The organism is Methyloversatilis sp., from assembly GCF_051861465.1.
Lineage (GTDB): Bacteria > Pseudomonadota > Gammaproteobacteria > Burkholderiales > Rhodocyclaceae > Methyloversatilis.
In genome coordinates, this window is the sequence record NZ_JBHYCQ010000014.1 from 56,421 (window position 1) to 71,260 (window position 14,840).

General features: G+C 64.9%; 22 protein-coding genes. 8 read left to right on the plus strand and 14 right to left on the minus strand.

Going from position 1 to position 14,840, the window contains the following annotated elements:
- Nucleotides 1-130: 130 nt before the first annotated feature.
- The 6 genes from ACTIFF_RS16705 to ACTIFF_RS16730 all read right to left on the minus strand — a co-directional run bounded on the left by ACTIFF_RS16705 (nt 131) and on the right by ACTIFF_RS16730 (nt 3,612).
- Nucleotides 131-592 carry a hypothetical protein gene (locus ACTIFF_RS16705; RefSeq protein ID WP_439537852.1) on the minus strand — a complete coding sequence of 154 codons (462 nt, stop codon included), beginning with the start codon at nt 590-592 and terminating at the stop codon, nt 131-133.
- 156 nt (nt 593-748) lie between these two features.
- Nucleotides 749-940, minus strand: a complete 192-nt coding sequence (locus ACTIFF_RS16710) for a YjfB family protein (protein WP_439537853.1) — start codon at nt 938-940, stop codon at nt 749-751.
- 328 nt (nt 941-1,268) lie between these two features.
- Nucleotides 1,269-1,730 carry a PaaI family thioesterase gene (locus ACTIFF_RS16715; RefSeq protein WP_439537854.1) on the minus strand — a complete coding sequence of 154 codons (462 nt, stop codon included), beginning with the start codon at nt 1,728-1,730 and terminating at the stop codon, nt 1,269-1,271.
- Nucleotides 1,708-2,310, minus strand: a complete 603-nt coding sequence (locus tag ACTIFF_RS16720) for a 2-hydroxychromene-2-carboxylate isomerase (RefSeq protein ID WP_439537855.1) — start codon at nt 2,308-2,310, stop codon at nt 1,708-1,710. The genes ACTIFF_RS16715 and ACTIFF_RS16720 overlap by 23 nt, the downstream gene beginning before the upstream one ends.
- Before the next feature lie 10 nt (nt 2,311-2,320).
- Nucleotides 2,321-3,178, minus strand: coding sequence for a CmcJ/NvfI family oxidoreductase (locus ACTIFF_RS16725; protein ID WP_439537856.1), 858 nt, complete (start codon nt 3,176-3,178; stop codon nt 2,321-2,323).
- Between the two features lie 17 nt (nt 3,179-3,195).
- Nucleotides 3,196-3,612 (minus strand): MAPEG family protein, encoded by a 417-nt coding sequence (locus tag ACTIFF_RS16730; RefSeq protein WP_439537857.1) that lies wholly within the window; start codon nt 3,610-3,612, stop codon nt 3,196-3,198.
- 114 nt (nt 3,613-3,726) lie between these two features.
- On the opposite strand from ACTIFF_RS16730, the gene ACTIFF_RS16735 reads away from it, so the two are divergent.
- Complete coding sequence (locus tag ACTIFF_RS16735; protein ID WP_439537858.1) at nt 3,727-4,803, plus strand: GlxA family transcriptional regulator; 1,077 nt, start codon at nt 3,727-3,729, stop codon at nt 4,801-4,803.
- 15 nt (nt 4,804-4,818) lie between these two features.
- Here the strand turns inward: ACTIFF_RS16735 and ACTIFF_RS16740 are convergent, their stop codons facing one another.
- On the minus strand, nt 4,819-5,703 hold the full coding sequence (locus ACTIFF_RS16740; protein ID WP_439537859.1) for a helix-turn-helix domain-containing protein: 885 nt from the start codon (nt 5,701-5,703) through the stop codon (nt 4,819-4,821).
- A 120-nt stretch (nt 5,704-5,823) separates the two neighbouring features.
- Between ACTIFF_RS16740 and ACTIFF_RS16745 the strand changes: the two genes are divergently transcribed.
- Complete coding sequence (locus tag ACTIFF_RS16745; RefSeq protein WP_439537860.1) at nt 5,824-6,690, plus strand: nuclear transport factor 2 family protein; 867 nt, start codon at nt 5,824-5,826, stop codon at nt 6,688-6,690.
- Nucleotides 6,691-6,779: 89 nt separating this feature from the next.
- Here the strand turns inward: ACTIFF_RS16745 and ACTIFF_RS16750 are convergent, their stop codons facing one another.
- Together ACTIFF_RS16750 and ACTIFF_RS16755 are read right to left on the minus strand one after the other, a co-directional pair.
- Nucleotides 6,780-7,475: a laminin B domain-containing protein gene (locus ACTIFF_RS16750; protein WP_439537861.1), complete on the minus strand. Its 696-nt coding sequence runs from the start codon at nt 7,473-7,475 to the stop codon at nt 6,780-6,782.
- A gap of 205 nt (nt 7,476-7,680) precedes the next feature.
- Nucleotides 7,681-7,818 carry a hypothetical protein gene (locus ACTIFF_RS16755; RefSeq protein WP_439537862.1) on the minus strand — a complete coding sequence of 46 codons (138 nt, stop codon included), beginning with the start codon at nt 7,816-7,818 and terminating at the stop codon, nt 7,681-7,683.
- 353 nt (nt 7,819-8,171) lie between these two features.
- On the opposite strand from ACTIFF_RS16755, the gene ACTIFF_RS16760 reads away from it, so the two are divergent.
- Nucleotides 8,172-8,864: a PEP-CTERM sorting domain-containing protein gene (locus ACTIFF_RS16760; RefSeq protein WP_439537863.1), complete on the plus strand. Its 693-nt coding sequence runs from the start codon at nt 8,172-8,174 to the stop codon at nt 8,862-8,864.
- Nucleotides 8,865-9,031: 167 nt separating this feature from the next.
- Here ACTIFF_RS16760 and ACTIFF_RS16765 read toward each other — a convergent pair whose 3' ends face one another.
- The 5 genes from ACTIFF_RS16765 to ACTIFF_RS16785 all read right to left on the minus strand — a co-directional run bounded on the left by ACTIFF_RS16765 (nt 9,032) and on the right by ACTIFF_RS16785 (nt 11,948).
- Nucleotides 9,032-9,370 (minus strand): hypothetical protein, encoded by a 339-nt coding sequence (locus tag ACTIFF_RS16765; protein ID WP_439537864.1) that lies wholly within the window; start codon nt 9,368-9,370, stop codon nt 9,032-9,034.
- Nucleotides 9,371-9,397: 27 nt separating this feature from the next.
- On the minus strand, nt 9,398-9,961 hold the full coding sequence (locus ACTIFF_RS16770; RefSeq protein WP_439537865.1) for a L,D-transpeptidase family protein: 564 nt from the start codon (nt 9,959-9,961) through the stop codon (nt 9,398-9,400).
- A gap of 69 nt (nt 9,962-10,030) precedes the next feature.
- On the minus strand, nt 10,031-11,062 hold the full coding sequence (locus tag ACTIFF_RS16775; RefSeq protein WP_439537866.1) for an alpha/beta fold hydrolase: 1,032 nt from the start codon (nt 11,060-11,062) through the stop codon (nt 10,031-10,033).
- 291 nt (nt 11,063-11,353) lie between these two features.
- Entirely contained in the window at nt 11,354-11,653 is a 300-nt protein-coding gene (locus tag ACTIFF_RS16780; protein ID WP_439537867.1) for a type II toxin-antitoxin system RelE/ParE family toxin, read from the minus strand.
- Nucleotides 11,654-11,666: 13 nt separating this feature from the next.
- Nucleotides 11,667-11,948, minus strand: coding sequence for a CopG family ribbon-helix-helix protein (locus tag ACTIFF_RS16785; protein ID WP_439537868.1), 282 nt, complete (start codon nt 11,946-11,948; stop codon nt 11,667-11,669).
- A gap of 227 nt (nt 11,949-12,175) precedes the next feature.
- Between ACTIFF_RS16785 and ACTIFF_RS16790 the strand changes: the two genes are divergently transcribed.
- The 5 genes from ACTIFF_RS16790 (at nt 12,176) to ACTIFF_RS16810 (ending at nt 14,800) form a co-directional block, all read left to right on the plus strand.
- Complete coding sequence (locus tag ACTIFF_RS16790; protein ID WP_069038052.1) at nt 12,176-12,379, plus strand: type II toxin-antitoxin system VapB family antitoxin; 204 nt, start codon at nt 12,176-12,178, stop codon at nt 12,377-12,379.
- Nucleotides 12,376-12,756: a type II toxin-antitoxin system VapC family toxin gene (locus ACTIFF_RS16795; protein ID WP_439537869.1), complete on the plus strand. Its 381-nt coding sequence runs from the start codon at nt 12,376-12,378 to the stop codon at nt 12,754-12,756. Before ACTIFF_RS16790 ends, ACTIFF_RS16795 begins: the two co-directional genes overlap by 4 nt.
- A gap of 94 nt (nt 12,757-12,850) precedes the next feature.
- Complete coding sequence (locus tag ACTIFF_RS16800) at nt 12,851-13,084, plus strand: type II toxin-antitoxin system Phd/YefM family antitoxin (RefSeq protein ID WP_439537870.1); 234 nt, start codon at nt 12,851-12,853, stop codon at nt 13,082-13,084.
- On the plus strand, nt 13,081-13,479 hold the full coding sequence (locus ACTIFF_RS16805; RefSeq protein WP_439537871.1) for a type II toxin-antitoxin system VapC family toxin: 399 nt from the start codon (nt 13,081-13,083) through the stop codon (nt 13,477-13,479). The genes ACTIFF_RS16800 and ACTIFF_RS16805 overlap by 4 nt, the downstream gene beginning before the upstream one ends.
- 409 nt (nt 13,480-13,888) lie before the next feature.
- On the plus strand, nt 13,889-14,800 hold the full coding sequence (locus ACTIFF_RS16810) for a PEP-CTERM sorting domain-containing protein (protein WP_439537872.1): 912 nt from the start codon (nt 13,889-13,891) through the stop codon (nt 14,798-14,800).
- Nucleotides 14,801-14,840 lie beyond the last annotated feature (40 nt).

A 14,840-nucleotide genomic window follows, 5' to 3' on the forward strand; every position in this document is an offset into this window, starting at 1 on the left:
CAGGCGGGCGTTGCGGCGCGGCCGGCCGACACGGCTTTCGACGCGTTGCCGGTCGATGTCAGATTTGCCGACAGTGAGGATGTGCCCCTGCAGGGCACCCGGGAGGATCGAGCACGTGACGCGCATCCGCTCACTCGGCGACGATCACCCCCTTCGTGCCGGCGTCGAAGTCGGCCCACGTGTCTTCACCCGTCAGGCGGCGATCGCCCTGAATGGTGTACAGGACGGGACCATCACGGAACACGAGTGCGCCATCACTGCGCTTGGCCGTCACCCGCCTGCCGTTCACCCAGACGCGTTCGCGACGGTCGATGCGCAGCGTGGCGAAGGTCGAGCCATCCGCGGCCCGGGCAACCCATTGCCCGGCGTAGGGCGTCGGTGGCGTGGCCGGACCGGCGCCAGCGGGTGTGGTGGTGACGACACCGGCCGCGGCGTTTTCAGCACGGGTTTTCGTGATGTCGCAGCCTTGCAGTTCCGACACCTGGGTACAGCCGGAACGTTCGAGCTGCCGTGCGTACTTCGCGTCGATCGCATGAGCCGGCGCAGCGGAAAGCAGGCCGATGGCGGCAACAGATAGCCAGCATGACTTCATGGACTCACCTCTTCGGGCCATCGCAGTGCGAAAGCGGGCGTGTGCAGGGCGCACACCCGGCCCGCTGCGACGTGACCCGAAAGCGTACCAACAAGAAGCGCCATCCTGTTGGCTCGACCATCACCGACCAGTCCGCGCACTGCGCGGACGCAGCGCTCAGGCGTAGGTGTCGATCAGGTGACTGCCGGAGGGTGCGGCCGGCACCGGTGTGGGGAGGGCCTGCAGCAGTTGCAGCGCACTGGCGGCCTGCATGTCCAGCGCCTTCTTCAGCACCAGCGTGCCGGCGGCATCGGCCACCCGCGCCTGCGACAGCGCGGTGGCGGTACTGGCTATGGCGGATACGTCCATCGGAGCACTCCTTGCGCCGTAACACGGCGTGAAGTCAGGGCTAACGACCGCCGGGCCCGGAAGCTTGAGCGCGTGCCAGGCGCGTCAGACCTTTGTCGGTGCGCAGCGCCGGCACCGCGCCCCATTCGAGCCGCGTCAGATTCACACCCACGTTGCCCGGGCCGAACAGGTCGCCCGGCACACGTTTCGTGCGACCGCGCCTGCGCGGCGCGAGCGGTTCCGGATAGACCGAAGGCCTGTTACGGGGCGCCACGTACGCGGCAACAAGAGCGATCGGGCGGGTAGGTTCCGGCACGTTCGAGGTCGCAGTGGGCGTGGCGTGCGTGAATCAGGCAGACGGCGCGGCGGGATCCGGACGCCCGGTACCCGAAAGGATGGCGCAGGTTGCCCTGATCAGGGCAACCGTACGATCGCCGACGCGGAATTCGCCGGAGGCGACGCATTGCCTGCGGCCGATGCGGTGCGCATGGATGCGGCCGACCAGCCAGTCGCCGGCCGTGCTCGGGCCGAGGTAGTCGATGGACAGGCTGGCCGTCACCATCCGGGTATCCGCCGGCATCTGCGTGGCGATGAAGCCGACGATGAAAATATCGGCCAGCGTGGCGATGACGCCGCCGTGCGTGATGCCCAGCAGGTTGCAGTCGTCGGCGGTGATGCGGGCCATGAAGTGATCCGTGTGCCCCTCGCCACCGGTGAATACCGTGCGGCCGCCGAAGAACGGCCCGCGCAGCACCCGCGGCGTGAAACCGGCCGGCGTGCCGCCGTCGTCAGGTGCGGCAGGCGGCTGCATCGAGTGCGTCCTCCAGCTGATCGTTGCCCCAGTACAGGTCGTCGCCGACGAAAAAGCTCGGCGCGCCGAACAGGCCGCGCTGCGCCGCGCGTTCGGTCTGTTCGCGCAGTGCCTGCTTCGCCTCGGACGACTGCGCCCGAGCGATCAGATCGTCGGCCGGAAGTGCGAGCGCATCGAGCACGCGCCGCATCGCTTCGACGTCATTGATGTCCGCGTCGTGCACGAAATTCAGTTCGAACACGCGGGTGCAGAAGGTCGCGATCCACGGTGCGTCGCTGTGGGCGAGCGCAATGCGCGCCGGCAAGAGGCTGTTGCGAGGGAATTGCGACGGCTTGCGCCAGGGCAACCCATGGCGCGCGCACTGGCGCGCGAGATCCGTCCACATCCAGGCGAATTTGACCGGCTGCTGCAGGAAGGGCGAACTGTCCCAGCCGGCAGAGCGAAAGATCGGGCCGAGCAGCAGCGGGCGCCATGCCACACGCACGCCGCGCTCGCGGGCCAGCGCTGCGATGCGCAGCGTGCTGAGGTAGCTGTAGGGGCTGGCAAAGTCGAACCAGTATTCGATATGCGGATCGTTCATGACGGACCTTTCAGTCGAAAAGCACGAGGCAGCGCGCCTCGATGCTGGCGCGCAGCGGCGCATCAACAGGTGCCGCCGGATCGAGGAAGGCGGCGTGCGGGGTGAATCGTGACACGCCGCTCGCCTGCGAGTCGTATTGCTTGAACACCAGCACTTCATGCTTCGCCATGTCTGAGAAGTAATGCCAGCGATGCTGCGACGCGTGCTTCAGCAGATAGATTTCACCGCTGCGTTCCGGATAGCGGATGTGCGCCGCCACCAGATCCTGCGCCATCACCGACCGCGCATCGCACAGGGCCAGCGGTGCATCGACGACCGGCTCGATCAGCGGGCGCCACACATTCACCACGGCGTAGCGACGGATGCGTGCTCGCGCCGCGTCATCGCGCAGCACGAGACCGAGCCGCGCCAGACCGCTCGTCTCCGAGTAGTCGTTGTGCACGCGTCCGACGGCTGAAGCCTGCGCGTGCTGCCGACCGAAGGTGAGGTGCTGTTCGCCCCGCTGGCGCCGGCGCACCTGATGGTCGAAGCACAGCGCACGCCTCGCGCCGGTGGCGTCGCGGGCGATGGCCTCGACTTCCGGGTAGTAGCGGGCGCCGATGCGTTCGTCGTCGTCGAAGCCCGCGAGGCCGGTCGGGGCGTCGCGCAGTTCAAAACCGTGACGGTCGATCAGGAAACCCTGCCTGGCCGGGCGGGCGTCGGCGATGTCGACCCGGTGCGTGCGGTAGCTGCAGTTTTCCCACGGTTCGCCGTCGGGCGGCGGGTACATGTAATTGACCGGCGCGCCGGCGCTGTCGTGCAGGTAATCCAGTCCGCCGGTGGTCCGCCGCGCGTCAAGGCGCGGATCGCGTTCGTCATGCCTGGTCATTGGAGTCTCTCCGGTCGTCATTGCATGGCCCCCCACAGCAGGCGCGCGGCCCAGGTCGTCAGCAGCGCGATCTGGACCAGCATGAACAGAAAGCGCAGGCGGATCGCCCGCCGGCGGCCCGAGCCCAGGTGCGTCACCGTTTGGCCGACCCGTGCGGCAACCACCCACAGCGCCGTCGGGTCGGTGATGTCGGCGTGGCCGCTCAGCGCCGCCGTGACGACCAGCACGCCGAACACCGGCAGGTTTTCGCAGCAGTTCGCGTGCGCCCGGCACAGCCGGCCGGAAAACGGCGACACGTCATCGCCGGCCGGGGTGAAGGCGTCGGCTGTGCGCTGGCGCGTGATGACCAGGGTGGCGCGCAGCGCCGCGATCGTCATCAGGAGCAGCAGGGTCAGGGCGGCGTACAGCAGCGCGGCCAGCAGTGAGGGCGACATGGATGCGGGCTCCTTGAGGACATGGGCAGGCGGTGGATCAGGCCCCCATGCTGAGGCCGCGCGGCTTCGCTATCGAGTGTCCATATCGACATCGATCGGGCTAATATGGACATCATGAAAACAGCCGTACTGATCCTGCCCGGCGTGCTGGACATCAGTCTGGGCATCACGCTCGACGTGATGAACACCGCCAATCGCCTGTGCGTGCTCACGGACCGGCCACCCCTGTTCGACATCACGCTGGCCGGCACCGGACGGCGGCGCGAGCGCAGCGGGTCCGGGCTCGAAGTCGGGCCGCTCGAGCGCATGGCCGATCTGCCGCCGCCCGAACTGCTGCTGCTGCCGGGCGCCAATCGCGCCTCGCGCAGCGAGCTCGAAGGCTGGCTGGCGACCCGCGAAGTCGTGAAGGCAATGGACCGGGCGGGCGGCTGGCTCGACACCGGCACCGAAGTGGCGGCGTCCTGCGTCAGCACCTTTGCGCTGGCGCAGGCCGGCCTGCTCGACGGCCGCGTCGCCACGACAAGCTGGTGGCTGGCGCCATGGTTCCGCGAGCGCTTTCCGCGCGTCGATCTCGACATGGCGCGCATGGTGGTCCATGACGGCGCGATCAGTACGGCCGGCGCCGCGCTGGCCCAGGCCGACCTGATGCTCGCACTGGTGGCCCGCCACGGTTCAGACGAACTGGCGCGCCGTTGTGCGCGCTTCCTGATGCTGGATCACCGCGTGTCGCAGAGCCAGTACGCGATCGCCTCGCATCTGGTCTGCCAGACCCCGACGCTGCAGCGCGCCGACCGCTGGCTGCAGGCACACCTCAGCGAACCCATCACGCTCGCCCTGCTGGCCGAGGCGCTGCACATGACGCCGCGCACGCTGAGCCGGCACTTCGCATCCGCGGTCGGCCTGTCGCCGATCCAGTACGTGCAGAAACTGCGCGTCGAGCGCGCGACACAGCTGCTCGAAACCGGCCGCGCGTCGATCGAGTCGGTGGCGGCACAAGTGGGTTATGCGGATGCGTCGATGCTGCGCAAGCTGCTGCGCCGCGAACGCGGCGTGACGCCGCACGGAATCCAGCCCCGGTCGCGCCGGGCGTCGGCCGTCGGCACCGCCCATCCTGACCGCCGTCCTGATGATGGACATGCCCCTGCACACGCGACACCGGAGGCGCCCTGCGAGCCCGGTTCGTCGAGCTGACCGGCGCGACCGTGTTCAGGCGGCCGGACGGTAGCGCCTTCGAAACGCATCCGGTGTCATGCCCACGACGCGCTTGAAGAACTTGAGGAAATTGGTGGGCTCGGAAAAGCCCAGCGCCTCACCGATGGCCGTCGTCGTCGCACCGGTATGCACCAGCAAGCGTTGCGCCTCGAGCGCAGTGCGGCGATCGATGAATGCCTTCGCCGACACGCCGACGCGCTCGAGGCACACGCGCGACAGCGTGCTGGGCGACACCCGCAGTCGCCGGGCGATCGCGTCCACCGTCGGCCGGGTGCTGACCGAAGCATCCAGGTCACGCTGCAAGCGCTGGAACAGGCGTTCCTGCGCGGTGCGCGCAGGCGCGGCGATGCGTGCGGCACGGCTCAGCAACACCATCAGGCTCAGGAACAGCTCGCGCGCCAGCCGAGCACTGACGTCATCGACGCGATCCCGGTCGAGCTGGCGTTCGAGCACGCGCGTGAGCGCTTCGCCGTCGCGCTGATCCCCGGCGGACAACACGAACGCAGCCGGCCACTCGTCGATCTGCAGCAACTGGAAGGCCGGGTCGGCCAGCGCGCTGGCGGCCAGTTGCGCCAGCCGGGTGTCCACCAGCAACAGCAGGCCGTGCACGCCCGGATGCAGGCGCCACTGCTGCACCTGACCGGGGCGCACGACCACCACGGCGCCCGGCGCCAGTCGCACCGGCTGGAAGTCGATCAGGTGTTCGCAGGCCCCCTCGCTGATCAGCAGAACGATCAGGAAGTCGACGCGCTCCGCTTCGGTCAGCCGATCGGCCGTCACCCGGCTGCGCAGGTCATCGAGGCTGAGCACCTCGACGCCGATGTCCGACAGGCGGGCGTTATCGAAATGGGTATCGCGGACCTGCGCCGTCGTGCTCATGCGTATTTCCGAAGTTGTGCCGATGCGCGATTTTGACCATAACTTGCCGAATCGCAACCTCGGCGTATGGCGTGCCCTCGGACAGACTGCGAGTTCGATGACAACCCAGCGCTCACGCCAATGAAAAGCACCCGCCTTGCCCATGCCACCGTCGCGGTCGTCGCGGCACTCGCCCTGTCCGGCTGCGCCGGCTCACACACTTCGAAGGAGAAAGTCACCATGACCACCGACCGCAAGACTCAAGTTGTCGCCCTGCTCAAGGCAATCGAAACCGGTGAATCCGCGCCGGTGGCCGTCATCAACCCGGACCATTACGTGCAGCACAACCTCGCCGTGGCCGACGGCCTCGCCGGATTCGGCGCCGCACTCGCCGCGCTGCCCGAGGGATCGGCGCGGGTCAACCCGGTGCGGGTGTTCCAGGACGGCGACTACGTGTTCACCCACACCGAATACGACTTCTTCGGCCCGAAGATCGGATTCGACATCTTCCGCTTCGAGAACGGCCGGATCGTCGAGCACTGGGACAACCTGCAGCCGACGCCTGCCGCGCCCAACCCGAGCGGGCGCACGATGATCGACGGCCCGACCTCGGTCATCGACCTGGACAGGACCGACGCCAACAAGAAACTGGTGGCGGCCTTCGTCGACGACGTGCTGGTCAACGGCCGCCTTGATCGCCTCGCTGGCTACTTCGACGGTGACCACTACCGCCAGCACCATCCGCAGATCGCCGACGGCCTGAGCGGGCTGGGCGCGGCGCTCGAAGGCCTGGCCAGGGCGGGCATCACGCTGAAGTACCACACGGTGCACAAGGTGCTGGGTGAAGGCAACTTCGTGCTGACGGTCAGCGAAGGCGAATTCGCCGGCAAGCCGACCGCGTACTACGACCTCTTCCGGGTGGAGAACGGCAGGATCGCCGAACACTGGGACACGCTGGAAACCATTCCGCCGCGCACCGAGTGGAAGAACGGCAACGGCAAGTTCTGACGGCTGGCGCGTGGAGACAACAGGCAGCCGCCGGCTCTCCGGCTGCGCCACCTTCAGGGCGTGCGGCGAGGGGGCAACGCCGCGCCGCCTCAGCCCGCCGACCGCGCCTTCCGGCCTGCTGCGAATGCGATGATCCCGAGGCCGCACAGCAGCATCACGGCAGTACCCGGTTCCGGCACCAGGGATACGTTGTCCAGATGACCGATGTCGGAACCCGTCTGATATTCCGCACGAATCTTCAGCGACGACAGGTTCGACAGGACGGCGAGGAACTGCTCGTCCGTCGGCGCGCTGCCCGACAGGTTGCCCAAGCGCCATCCGGTCGCCGACAGCGGAACCGAATACGAGGTCCATGCGTTGTTGGCCGGATTGCTTGCCGTGTTGTAGACGACCGTCAGCCCGCCGCCCTGCAGGATCACATCTTCGGCATTGAACTGGTTGGGGGAACCGGGGTAGCGCTGCATGAGGTCGAACGTCAGCTGCGTGCCGAAGGCGCCGGCGAAATTGCCATGGAACAGTGCGGGGGCCACGAAATAGGTCACGCCCCCGGTGGTCAGATCGTCGATGAACACACTGCCGCCCGGATTGCCGTCGGTGGCACTCCAGGTCAGGGGTCGTTCCACGTCGCCCTGGGCGCTCCAGCCCTCGGCATCCGTGTCGAAGGTGCTCGTGACGGCATGCGCCGGGAATGAAGCCGCAAGAAGCAGGGCCAGTGCGGAAACGCGAAGATGGCTGTCAGTCATTGTCGTGTACCTCCAATGTTTTGAGCGAGTCCGGCGCCGCACTCGGCCGGGCCCTACAGTGGATCGCAAGACCGCCGCCACTGCAAGCGGCCACCGTCACGCCTTCGCGCGGACCGTGCATCCATCCGGTATCCGGCCTGCAGGCCGACCTCGCGGCCGACGCAGGGGTCCGCGCCATCGTCCTGGCCGGCAAAGGTCGCGGAAGCCGATAGCAGGTTCATGCAGAGGGAACGCGGCGCGCGCGCGTTCAGATGATCACTCGCCCTGTCGGCTCGAGCACGCGCCCGACGTGCGCAAGCGCACTGCGGGCGAGCAGCGCATCGGCCATCCAGTCACTGCGCCGATCGGCCGGTTCGGTCTGCGATTCGGGCGCCTCGCCGATCAAGCAAGGCGCGGTTTTCCCGCCTCACGACCGCCAGCGCGGACAATGCCCCGGCGCCCAGTTCCCCCTTCTCACGCCTCTTTCCCGACCGATCCCCCGTGGCGCCCGCCAAGGGCGCGCTGAATTTCTCAGCGTCTACACCGTGTTTTCGACGCCCCGCCGAAGCCTTGCACCCTGTTGACGCGGGTCAAAAACGCCGGGCCCTGGGGGCATAGGCTGAAATTGTCGGCGTCGCACAACACCGGCAACAGGGCACACGACCCACGACTGACCGTGCGCCGCCGCAGCATAAGGCGTCGGCCCGATCGGCGTGGGTGGCGTGCCGTCGATTCAGCTTTGAAAATGGGAAAAAACTCATGAAAAACAATCCGCTCATCCGTTTCGCAGTGCTTGCCGGCCTGGCCGTCAGCGGTTCGGCAATCGCCGACAGCACGATGGTTCCGGCCGCTGACTGGGGGAGCATGATTTCAGTGCCGTCGAGCAGCGCTGTGCTCAACGAACTGATCTACGAATTTACGGTGACGCCCGATCAGCCGCTGACGATCAGCAGCACGTTCACGGCGTCGGGATACCAGCCTGGCCCCTATCAGCCCGGATTCGTTTCACCGGGATGGTTCTACGTGCGCCAGATCTGCTCACCCGACTGCGGCGCCGATGGAAACGTGGTTTTCGACATGGGAAAGCGCTACGGTTGGGATTTCAAGTTGAGCGACACGATGATCCTGATCGGCGACGTGGGGCGCGGCACCGAGGTCGGTGACTACGTTCCGGGCGCCACGTACACCACGACGATGACCTGGAACCGTGCAGAAAATACGATCGACATCATGGTAGCCGGCGGTGGCGGCAGCTTCAGCCGCACGGTGGCGTCTTCCGGTCGCACCATCACGGGCCTTGTCTTCCGCGGACCCAACTACGACCAGATGGGCGCATCCGCATTCGGCCAGGTTTCCGTCATGACCCAGCCGATACCCGAGCCGCAGGTCTATGCGCTGCTGCTGGCCGGCCTGGGACTGATCGGCGTGATCGCCCGGCGTCGGCGTGCCTGATCAAGGCACGTAGCAAGAAAGGAAACAGGGGTCAGCCCCCTGTTTCCACGTGACGCTCAGTCCCCGTAGCCACCCCTCGCGCGGGGGCTCACCGCCAGCACGATCGCCCTGTCGCGACCGACGTCGTAGCTGCTGAACAGAAACGAAGCCTCCTGCCCTGCCCACTGCTACCGCGCTGACGGCGAGGGTCGCTTCAGCGATACCCCTCTTCGCGCCGCACGCCCGCAACGACCGGCCGGGCGCGCATGCGTTCGTAGTGCGCCCGGCAGATCGATGCCGCAATGGCCCGCCCAGAACTCGACGTAGAACAAGGCGGCATCGGCGATGCAGAAATCGCCCGCCAGTTCGCGCAGGCGCGGCAGTTGGGTGTCGACGATGGCGAAGCCCTGTTCGACGATTTCGCGTCCGCGCGGCGCATTGCGGGTGGCGGGTGGCGGGTGGCGGGTGGCACCAGAGGTTCTGCTCGCGCGGTGCTCCGTCAGTCGGGCACGACACGGTCGAAGCATCGGAAGAGTCTGACCCGGCTGTCTTTTCTACGGGAGCAGATCAATCGGCGTTCCGTTCCCGACGATCTGCCAGACGATGTCCATGTCCTCGTTGCGCAAGCCGATGCAGCCATCGGTCCAGTCGAAGCGCTGGGTCAGCGGCGCCAACCAGCCAAAGCCATTGCGCTGCCCGTGGATCATGATCAGGCCGCCGGGCGAAACGCCTGCCGCCTTCGCCTGCTCGACGTCGCGCGCCTCGGGATAGGAAACGTGCAGTGCCTTGTAATAGGCACTGTCCGGCTTGCGGTAATCAAGCGTGTACCGACCTTCCGGTGTCCGCTGATCGCCCTCCTGCTGCTTGTGCCCGAGCGGGTGGCCGCCCAGCGCGATGCCGAACTCGTGCAGCACGGTGTCACCGGCGAGAATCTGGAGCTTTCTTTCGCTCTTCAGCACGCGAACCCTGTCGGCCTGAGCAAATACGTACGGGGTCGAAAGTGCAAGCAGAAGGCAGAACAGGCGTCGCATCGTGATTCGGTGGCGTTGGCTTTGCGCAATCTTAACGGCGTCCAACGCGGACTTGAGCGATGGGACAGTGGAGTGAATTGCCTCCACCGTCGGGATCGGGTCCGGGCCGGGGAGCTGAGCAGCGGTTCTGCGTGAGCGGCTGCAGCGCGCTGCGAACTACCTGCGGCCGGCCAGCACCTTGTCCAGCACCCCGGTGAACGCGTCGAAATGCTCGAACTGCGGCATGTGGCCCAGATCCGGCAGTTCGTACAGCACGGCGCCGGGAATCAGCGCGGCGGCCGTCTTGCCGAGCCGGTCGTAGCGCCCGGGTTCGTAATCGACGCCGGCTCTCATCCACCCGCGACCGGGGCCGGTGCGATCGCGCGTTCCGATGATCAGGCTGACCGGCACCGACAGGTCGCCGAATTCGGTCACGACCGGCTGGGTGAAGATCATGTCGTAGGTCAGCGCATTGACCCAGGCCACCTGCGCCTTGTCCGGCCCCTGGAGCTGGCCGACGAGGAAATGGGTCAGCGCCGCGTAGCGCTCGTTCCACTGGCCGGCGTAGTAATTGTCGCGCTGGTACTTCGCGATGCCCGCGGCCGTCTGCGCCTGCTCGGCCTTGTAGAAGAAATCGGTGTCCTTGTATTCGGCATACTTCAAGTAGTTTTCCAGGCCGATCGGGTTCACCAGCACCAGTTGCTGCACCGCCTGCGGATACATCAACGCGAAGCGACTGGCCAGCATGCCCCCCATCGAATGCCCGATGACGACCGATCTTTCGATGCCGAGCGACTTCATCAGCGCGCGCGTGTGGCTCGCCAACACGGGAAACGAATACTGGTACTGCATCGGCTTGGACGACTTGCCGAACCCGATCTGGTCGGGCATCAGCACGCCATAGCCCTGCTTCTGCAGATGGCGGGCAGTGGACGCCCAGTAATCGGCGTTGAAATTCTTGCCGTGCAGCAGCGTGACCACCGGCTTGCCGGCCTCGCCCGGCAGATGGATGTACGCCATTTCCAGCGACTGGCCCTGCGACGCGATCGGGAAGAACTTCACCCCGAACGCGTAGGCGTAACCGGTCAGCCGGGCATCGTAGGACAGCTTCGAGAGGTCTTTAACCGCAGAGTCTTCCGCCGCACGCGCGGGAAGGCAGAGCGGCAGCAGCACCGCACACAGCAGGACGCTCAGACGTAGCAGGGACACGGCACTCTCCGGATGGGGCAGGCAGACCCGCGGTCAACGCGGGAACGCCGGGGCGATTCCGAGGCAGGGTACATGTTTCGAGTGACGGGCCCGTGCTCATCTCCTGCCGGTGCGCTCGAAGGGAACGGCTTCGCTGGTCATCAGCGGTAATCTCGCGACACGCGCCTGATGTTGGGCATCGCTGCGCTCACCCCAACCTACGGGCTGGATCCGCAAGCAGTCTTGCCAAATATTGCAAAGCCCTCTAGTCACGGGGGTCACAACCCGCGCGCAGGGACAAAGCCACAGCGCTCAATCCGCGTAACCGCCCTTGCGCTGGTGTCTCACCGCCAGCACGATCGCCATGGCGCGGCCCGCGTCATAGTCATATAGGGCCACGTAACCCGTCCGGCCGTGCGAAATCACCAACTCGCGCAGACCGTGTTCGACCTTGCGGCCGATCAACGGATGCTGGCGCAACAGCGCGAGGCCTGATTGCAGCAAGGGCAGCGTTTCTGCAGCCGTCGAGGGAGCGTCCGCATGCAGCAGAAATTCGGTCAGCCGTTCCAGATCGGCCAGCGCGCGCGGCGCCAGAACCAGACGTGTGCTCAATGCAGGTCGGTTCTCAGATCGCCGACGGGTCGGGCTTTCGGGCGGCCTTTCCTTCAGCGCGCGCCTTCAGGTAATCGAACACCTCGTCGGCATCCACCACCAGCCCGTAACGCGCGACCTCTTCCCGCGCCAGCAGCGCATCGGCTAGGAAGGCGCCGCGACGTTCGGCCAACTCAGTCTGCAGTTCCAGCGCCTCGACCATGAAGGCATGCGCGGTCTTGCCCGTCTGTTGCGCCGCAGAGGCGATGCGCGCCCTGAGTTCGTCGGACAGCTTGAGCGTTGTGGTGCTCGGCATTGTCGGTACTCCCGGAAGAGGTGACACCATGGTAGCACCGACGCACCTGCGTCAGCGCGAGCGGCTGGCAGTGCCGGAAACCTTGCTACGTCCCCTATCGTTACTCGACGTTTCCGTTGTTCGGAAGAGTCGGAGGTCTATCCCCTGTTTCGGACTTCTTGCACCTTGCGAAACACATCCGGATTGGCGCACCATGACATCAAATCCGATGCAAACAAGGACATCCCATGCGAACGACCGTGACGATAGACGACGCCCTGTACGAGCGGGCGCTTGAAGTGGCCGATCCGTCCATGGACAAGGCCGACCTGTTCCGCGAAGCGATCAAGACCTATGTCAGGGTGCAGTCGGCCAGACGGCTCGCCGCGCTGGGCGCAACCCAGCCCGACATGCCGGACATCCCGCGCGCGCGGGCTGACGCCCCCCAGTGAGCGGCGTCGTTGTCGATACCTCGGTGTGGGTGGATCACTTCCGCCACGGTAACGACACGCTCATCCAGTTTCTGGATCGCGACCTCGTACTGATCCACCCGCTGATCATCGGCGAACTGGCCTGCGGCACCCCACCGAGCCGCGCGCGAACACTGACCGACCTCGCCAGCCTGCAGCCCGCCCGTCAGGCCAGTGCTGCGGAAGTGCTGGCTTTCATCGACCGCGAACATCTGTTCGGCCTCGGCTGCGGCATCGTAGACATGCACCTGCTCGCCTCCACCCTGATCACGCAAGGCGCCAGATTGTGGACACTGGACAAGCGACTGGACATGCTGGCGGAGCGGTTCGGCGTGGCCCATCGGATGGGAGTGAGCTGAGTGATCGTGCAGAAAGCACACGCCTCCTTGTTTGACACCTGATTCGCACCTAATATGACTATGGTTCCATGACCATGATCAAAAGAGGCCCGAGATGAGTACCGAAGTGTCCAAATCGCAGTTCAAGGCGCGTGCGCTCGAATACTTCCGCGACGTTGAGCGCAGCGGCGAACCCCTCATCGTGACCGACCGCGGAGAACCGCGGCTGGAAGTGCGCCGCTTCACACCGCAGGACCGCTCGCCGCTGGACATCCTGCGCGGCTCGGTACTGCGTTACGACCGGCCGACCGAACCGGTGGGCGAGGACGACTGGGACGCCGCGCGGTGATCGTGCTCGATACCCACGCGCTGCTGTGGTGGGCCAACGGCGAACGCGCGCAATTGTCCGCTGCCGCGACGTCGGCCATCGACGCCGAAATGGACGGCGGCCAGATCCTCGTTTCAAGCATGTCGGCCTGGGAACTGGCCATGCTGGTCGAGCGCGGGCGTGTCGCGCTGTCGATGGACATCGCATCCTGGCTGGACACCCTCAGCCAGATCGACGCGGTGCAGTTCGTGCCGGTGGACGGCGAAATCGCCGTGAAGAGCGTGCAACTGCCGGGCGACTTCCACAAGGACCCGGCCGACCGCATCATCGTCGCCACCGCGCGCAAGTTCGCAGCACCCCTGGTCAGCGCCGACGAAAAGATCAGGGCCTACCCGCATGTGCGGGCGATTTGGTGAAATAGCTCAAGGGAAGCGGGTGCCCGACTTTGGTCGGTAAACAGGGAACTGCGAAGAGGCTGGCGTTGCCTGCGTTGTCAGACTCTTGAGTCGTATGCGGTTCGGAAATGTTGCTACGTCCCTATTGTTCGCACCCGATGTTCAAAACACAACACAAACCAAAATAACTGTCAATCGCCCAAACAGATCGAAAATTTATGTTGCAGGCTCTCGCAACCGAAACGCATAGCTGGCCATAATATGCATAATCTTCGAACTGGTAATCGATGATTTCCAACACCTCAAGCCCAGGCGACAGCGCTCCATTTCTGAAATGCTTCCACCCAGCAATCAATTTTTGATTTACCTGAAAATTTAGAATATCGACAACGACCACTCGGCACTACGAATCCCTCTCCGAGGAAGAATTGTGGATATCGAGACGAGCCTCCTCTTGCACATGAAAACGGATAGAAAAATGAAAAAATTGGTTTTGGCTGTCGGCATAGCGGGAGCCTCTGCGGCAGCTCATGCCACTACTGTTCAGGTCGTTATAGAGGTAATTGCACAATCACGACAAATCACCACGCTAAGTCAGGAAACCGGAAACTGGAACGTCACATACGACTTTGCGTTCGAACCCAGCCGTTTCGAATACACCGCGCAATTTGATTTAGATAGCCCCTTAGTTGACCAACCGCAGCACGCATGGAGCAATGGTGGTTCAATCTGGTATAGCAACGTGATGTACACCGGTGGAGCAGGCGCTTCCACCACACCCACGCCGTATACAGCAGACTTGACAAACGGATTTCCACCATCAGGAACTGCCGTTTGGCCACTATTTACACAAGCCAGCCAACGACTGACGTCGCCCATCAATCAGGAGGGTGCACAGCCCGTCGACGCTATTGCTTCCTTCAGCACCCTCACCAGATGGGAGACCTTTGGCGAACTGCAACACACGTGGTCGTATGGACGCTCAAGCTTCGTTCAGCTACCCGCAGGCCCGGTTCCCAACGCCGACTTTCGGGTATGGTCTGCTGAGGAATTCATATCTGCAATGCAGGCCAGCGTCGGGACTGTGACTCAAAACTCCTTTAACGAAATGTCCTTTTACGGAGTTTCTCAGGTATACAGCAGCCCATTCGAGGGAACGCGCATCGACATAATGGGTGACACTATGCTGAAGTCCGTCACTGTTGTACCCGAGCCGTCCATCTCAGTATTGATGACACTGGGGCTGATGGCTTTAGCGACTGCGCGGCGAGCGAAGAATTCAAAAAACCCGACGATTTATAGGAATTTAGGGCACACCCATGTTTTCAATGACCGAAACTAAAAATGATGGGCCGTCATAAATTTTTGAATGGCCGGATCGA

Bases quoted from the DNA above. Each gene is read 5' to 3' on its own strand.
- ACTIFF_RS16705 (WP_439537852.1), bottom strand. From the start codon at position 592: ATGAAGTCATGCTGGCTATCTGTTGCCGCCATCGGCCTGCTTTCCGCT.
- ACTIFF_RS16710 (WP_439537853.1), bottom strand. From the start codon at position 940: ATGGACGTATCCGCCATAGCCAGTACCGCCACCGCGCTGTCGCAGGCG.
- ACTIFF_RS16715 (WP_439537854.1), bottom strand. From the start codon at position 1,730: ATGCAGCCGCCTGCCGCACCTGACGACGGCGGCACGCCGGCCGGTTTC.
- ACTIFF_RS16720 (WP_439537855.1), bottom strand. From the start codon at position 2,310: ATGAACGATCCGCATATCGAATACTGGTTCGACTTTGCCAGCCCCTAC.
- ACTIFF_RS16725 (WP_439537856.1), bottom strand. From the start codon at position 3,178: ATGACCAGGCATGACGAACGCGATCCGCGCCTTGACGCGCGGCGGACC.
- ACTIFF_RS16730 (WP_439537857.1), bottom strand. From the start codon at position 3,612: ATGTCGCCCTCACTGCTGGCCGCGCTGCTGTACGCCGCCCTGACCCTG.
- ACTIFF_RS16735 (WP_439537858.1), top strand. From the start codon at position 3,727: ATGAAAACAGCCGTACTGATCCTGCCCGGCGTGCTGGACATCAGTCTG.
- ACTIFF_RS16740 (WP_439537859.1), bottom strand. From the start codon at position 5,703: ATGAGCACGACGGCGCAGGTCCGCGATACCCATTTCGATAACGCCCGC.
- ACTIFF_RS16745 (WP_439537860.1), top strand. From the start codon at position 5,824: ATGAAAAGCACCCGCCTTGCCCATGCCACCGTCGCGGTCGTCGCGGCA.
- ACTIFF_RS16760 (WP_439537863.1), top strand. From the start codon at position 8,172: ATGAAAAACAATCCGCTCATCCGTTTCGCAGTGCTTGCCGGCCTGGCC.
- ACTIFF_RS16765 (WP_439537864.1), bottom strand. From the start codon at position 9,370: ATGCTTCGACCGTGTCGTGCCCGACTGACGGAGCACCGCGCGAGCAGA.
- ACTIFF_RS16785 (WP_439537868.1), bottom strand. From the start codon at position 11,948: ATGCCGAGCACCACAACGCTCAAGCTGTCCGACGAACTCAGGGCGCGC.
- ACTIFF_RS16790 (WP_069038052.1), top strand. From the start codon at position 12,176: ATGCGAACGACCGTGACGATAGACGACGCCCTGTACGAGCGGGCGCTT.
- ACTIFF_RS16800 (WP_439537870.1), top strand. From the start codon at position 12,851: ATGAGTACCGAAGTGTCCAAATCGCAGTTCAAGGCGCGTGCGCTCGAA.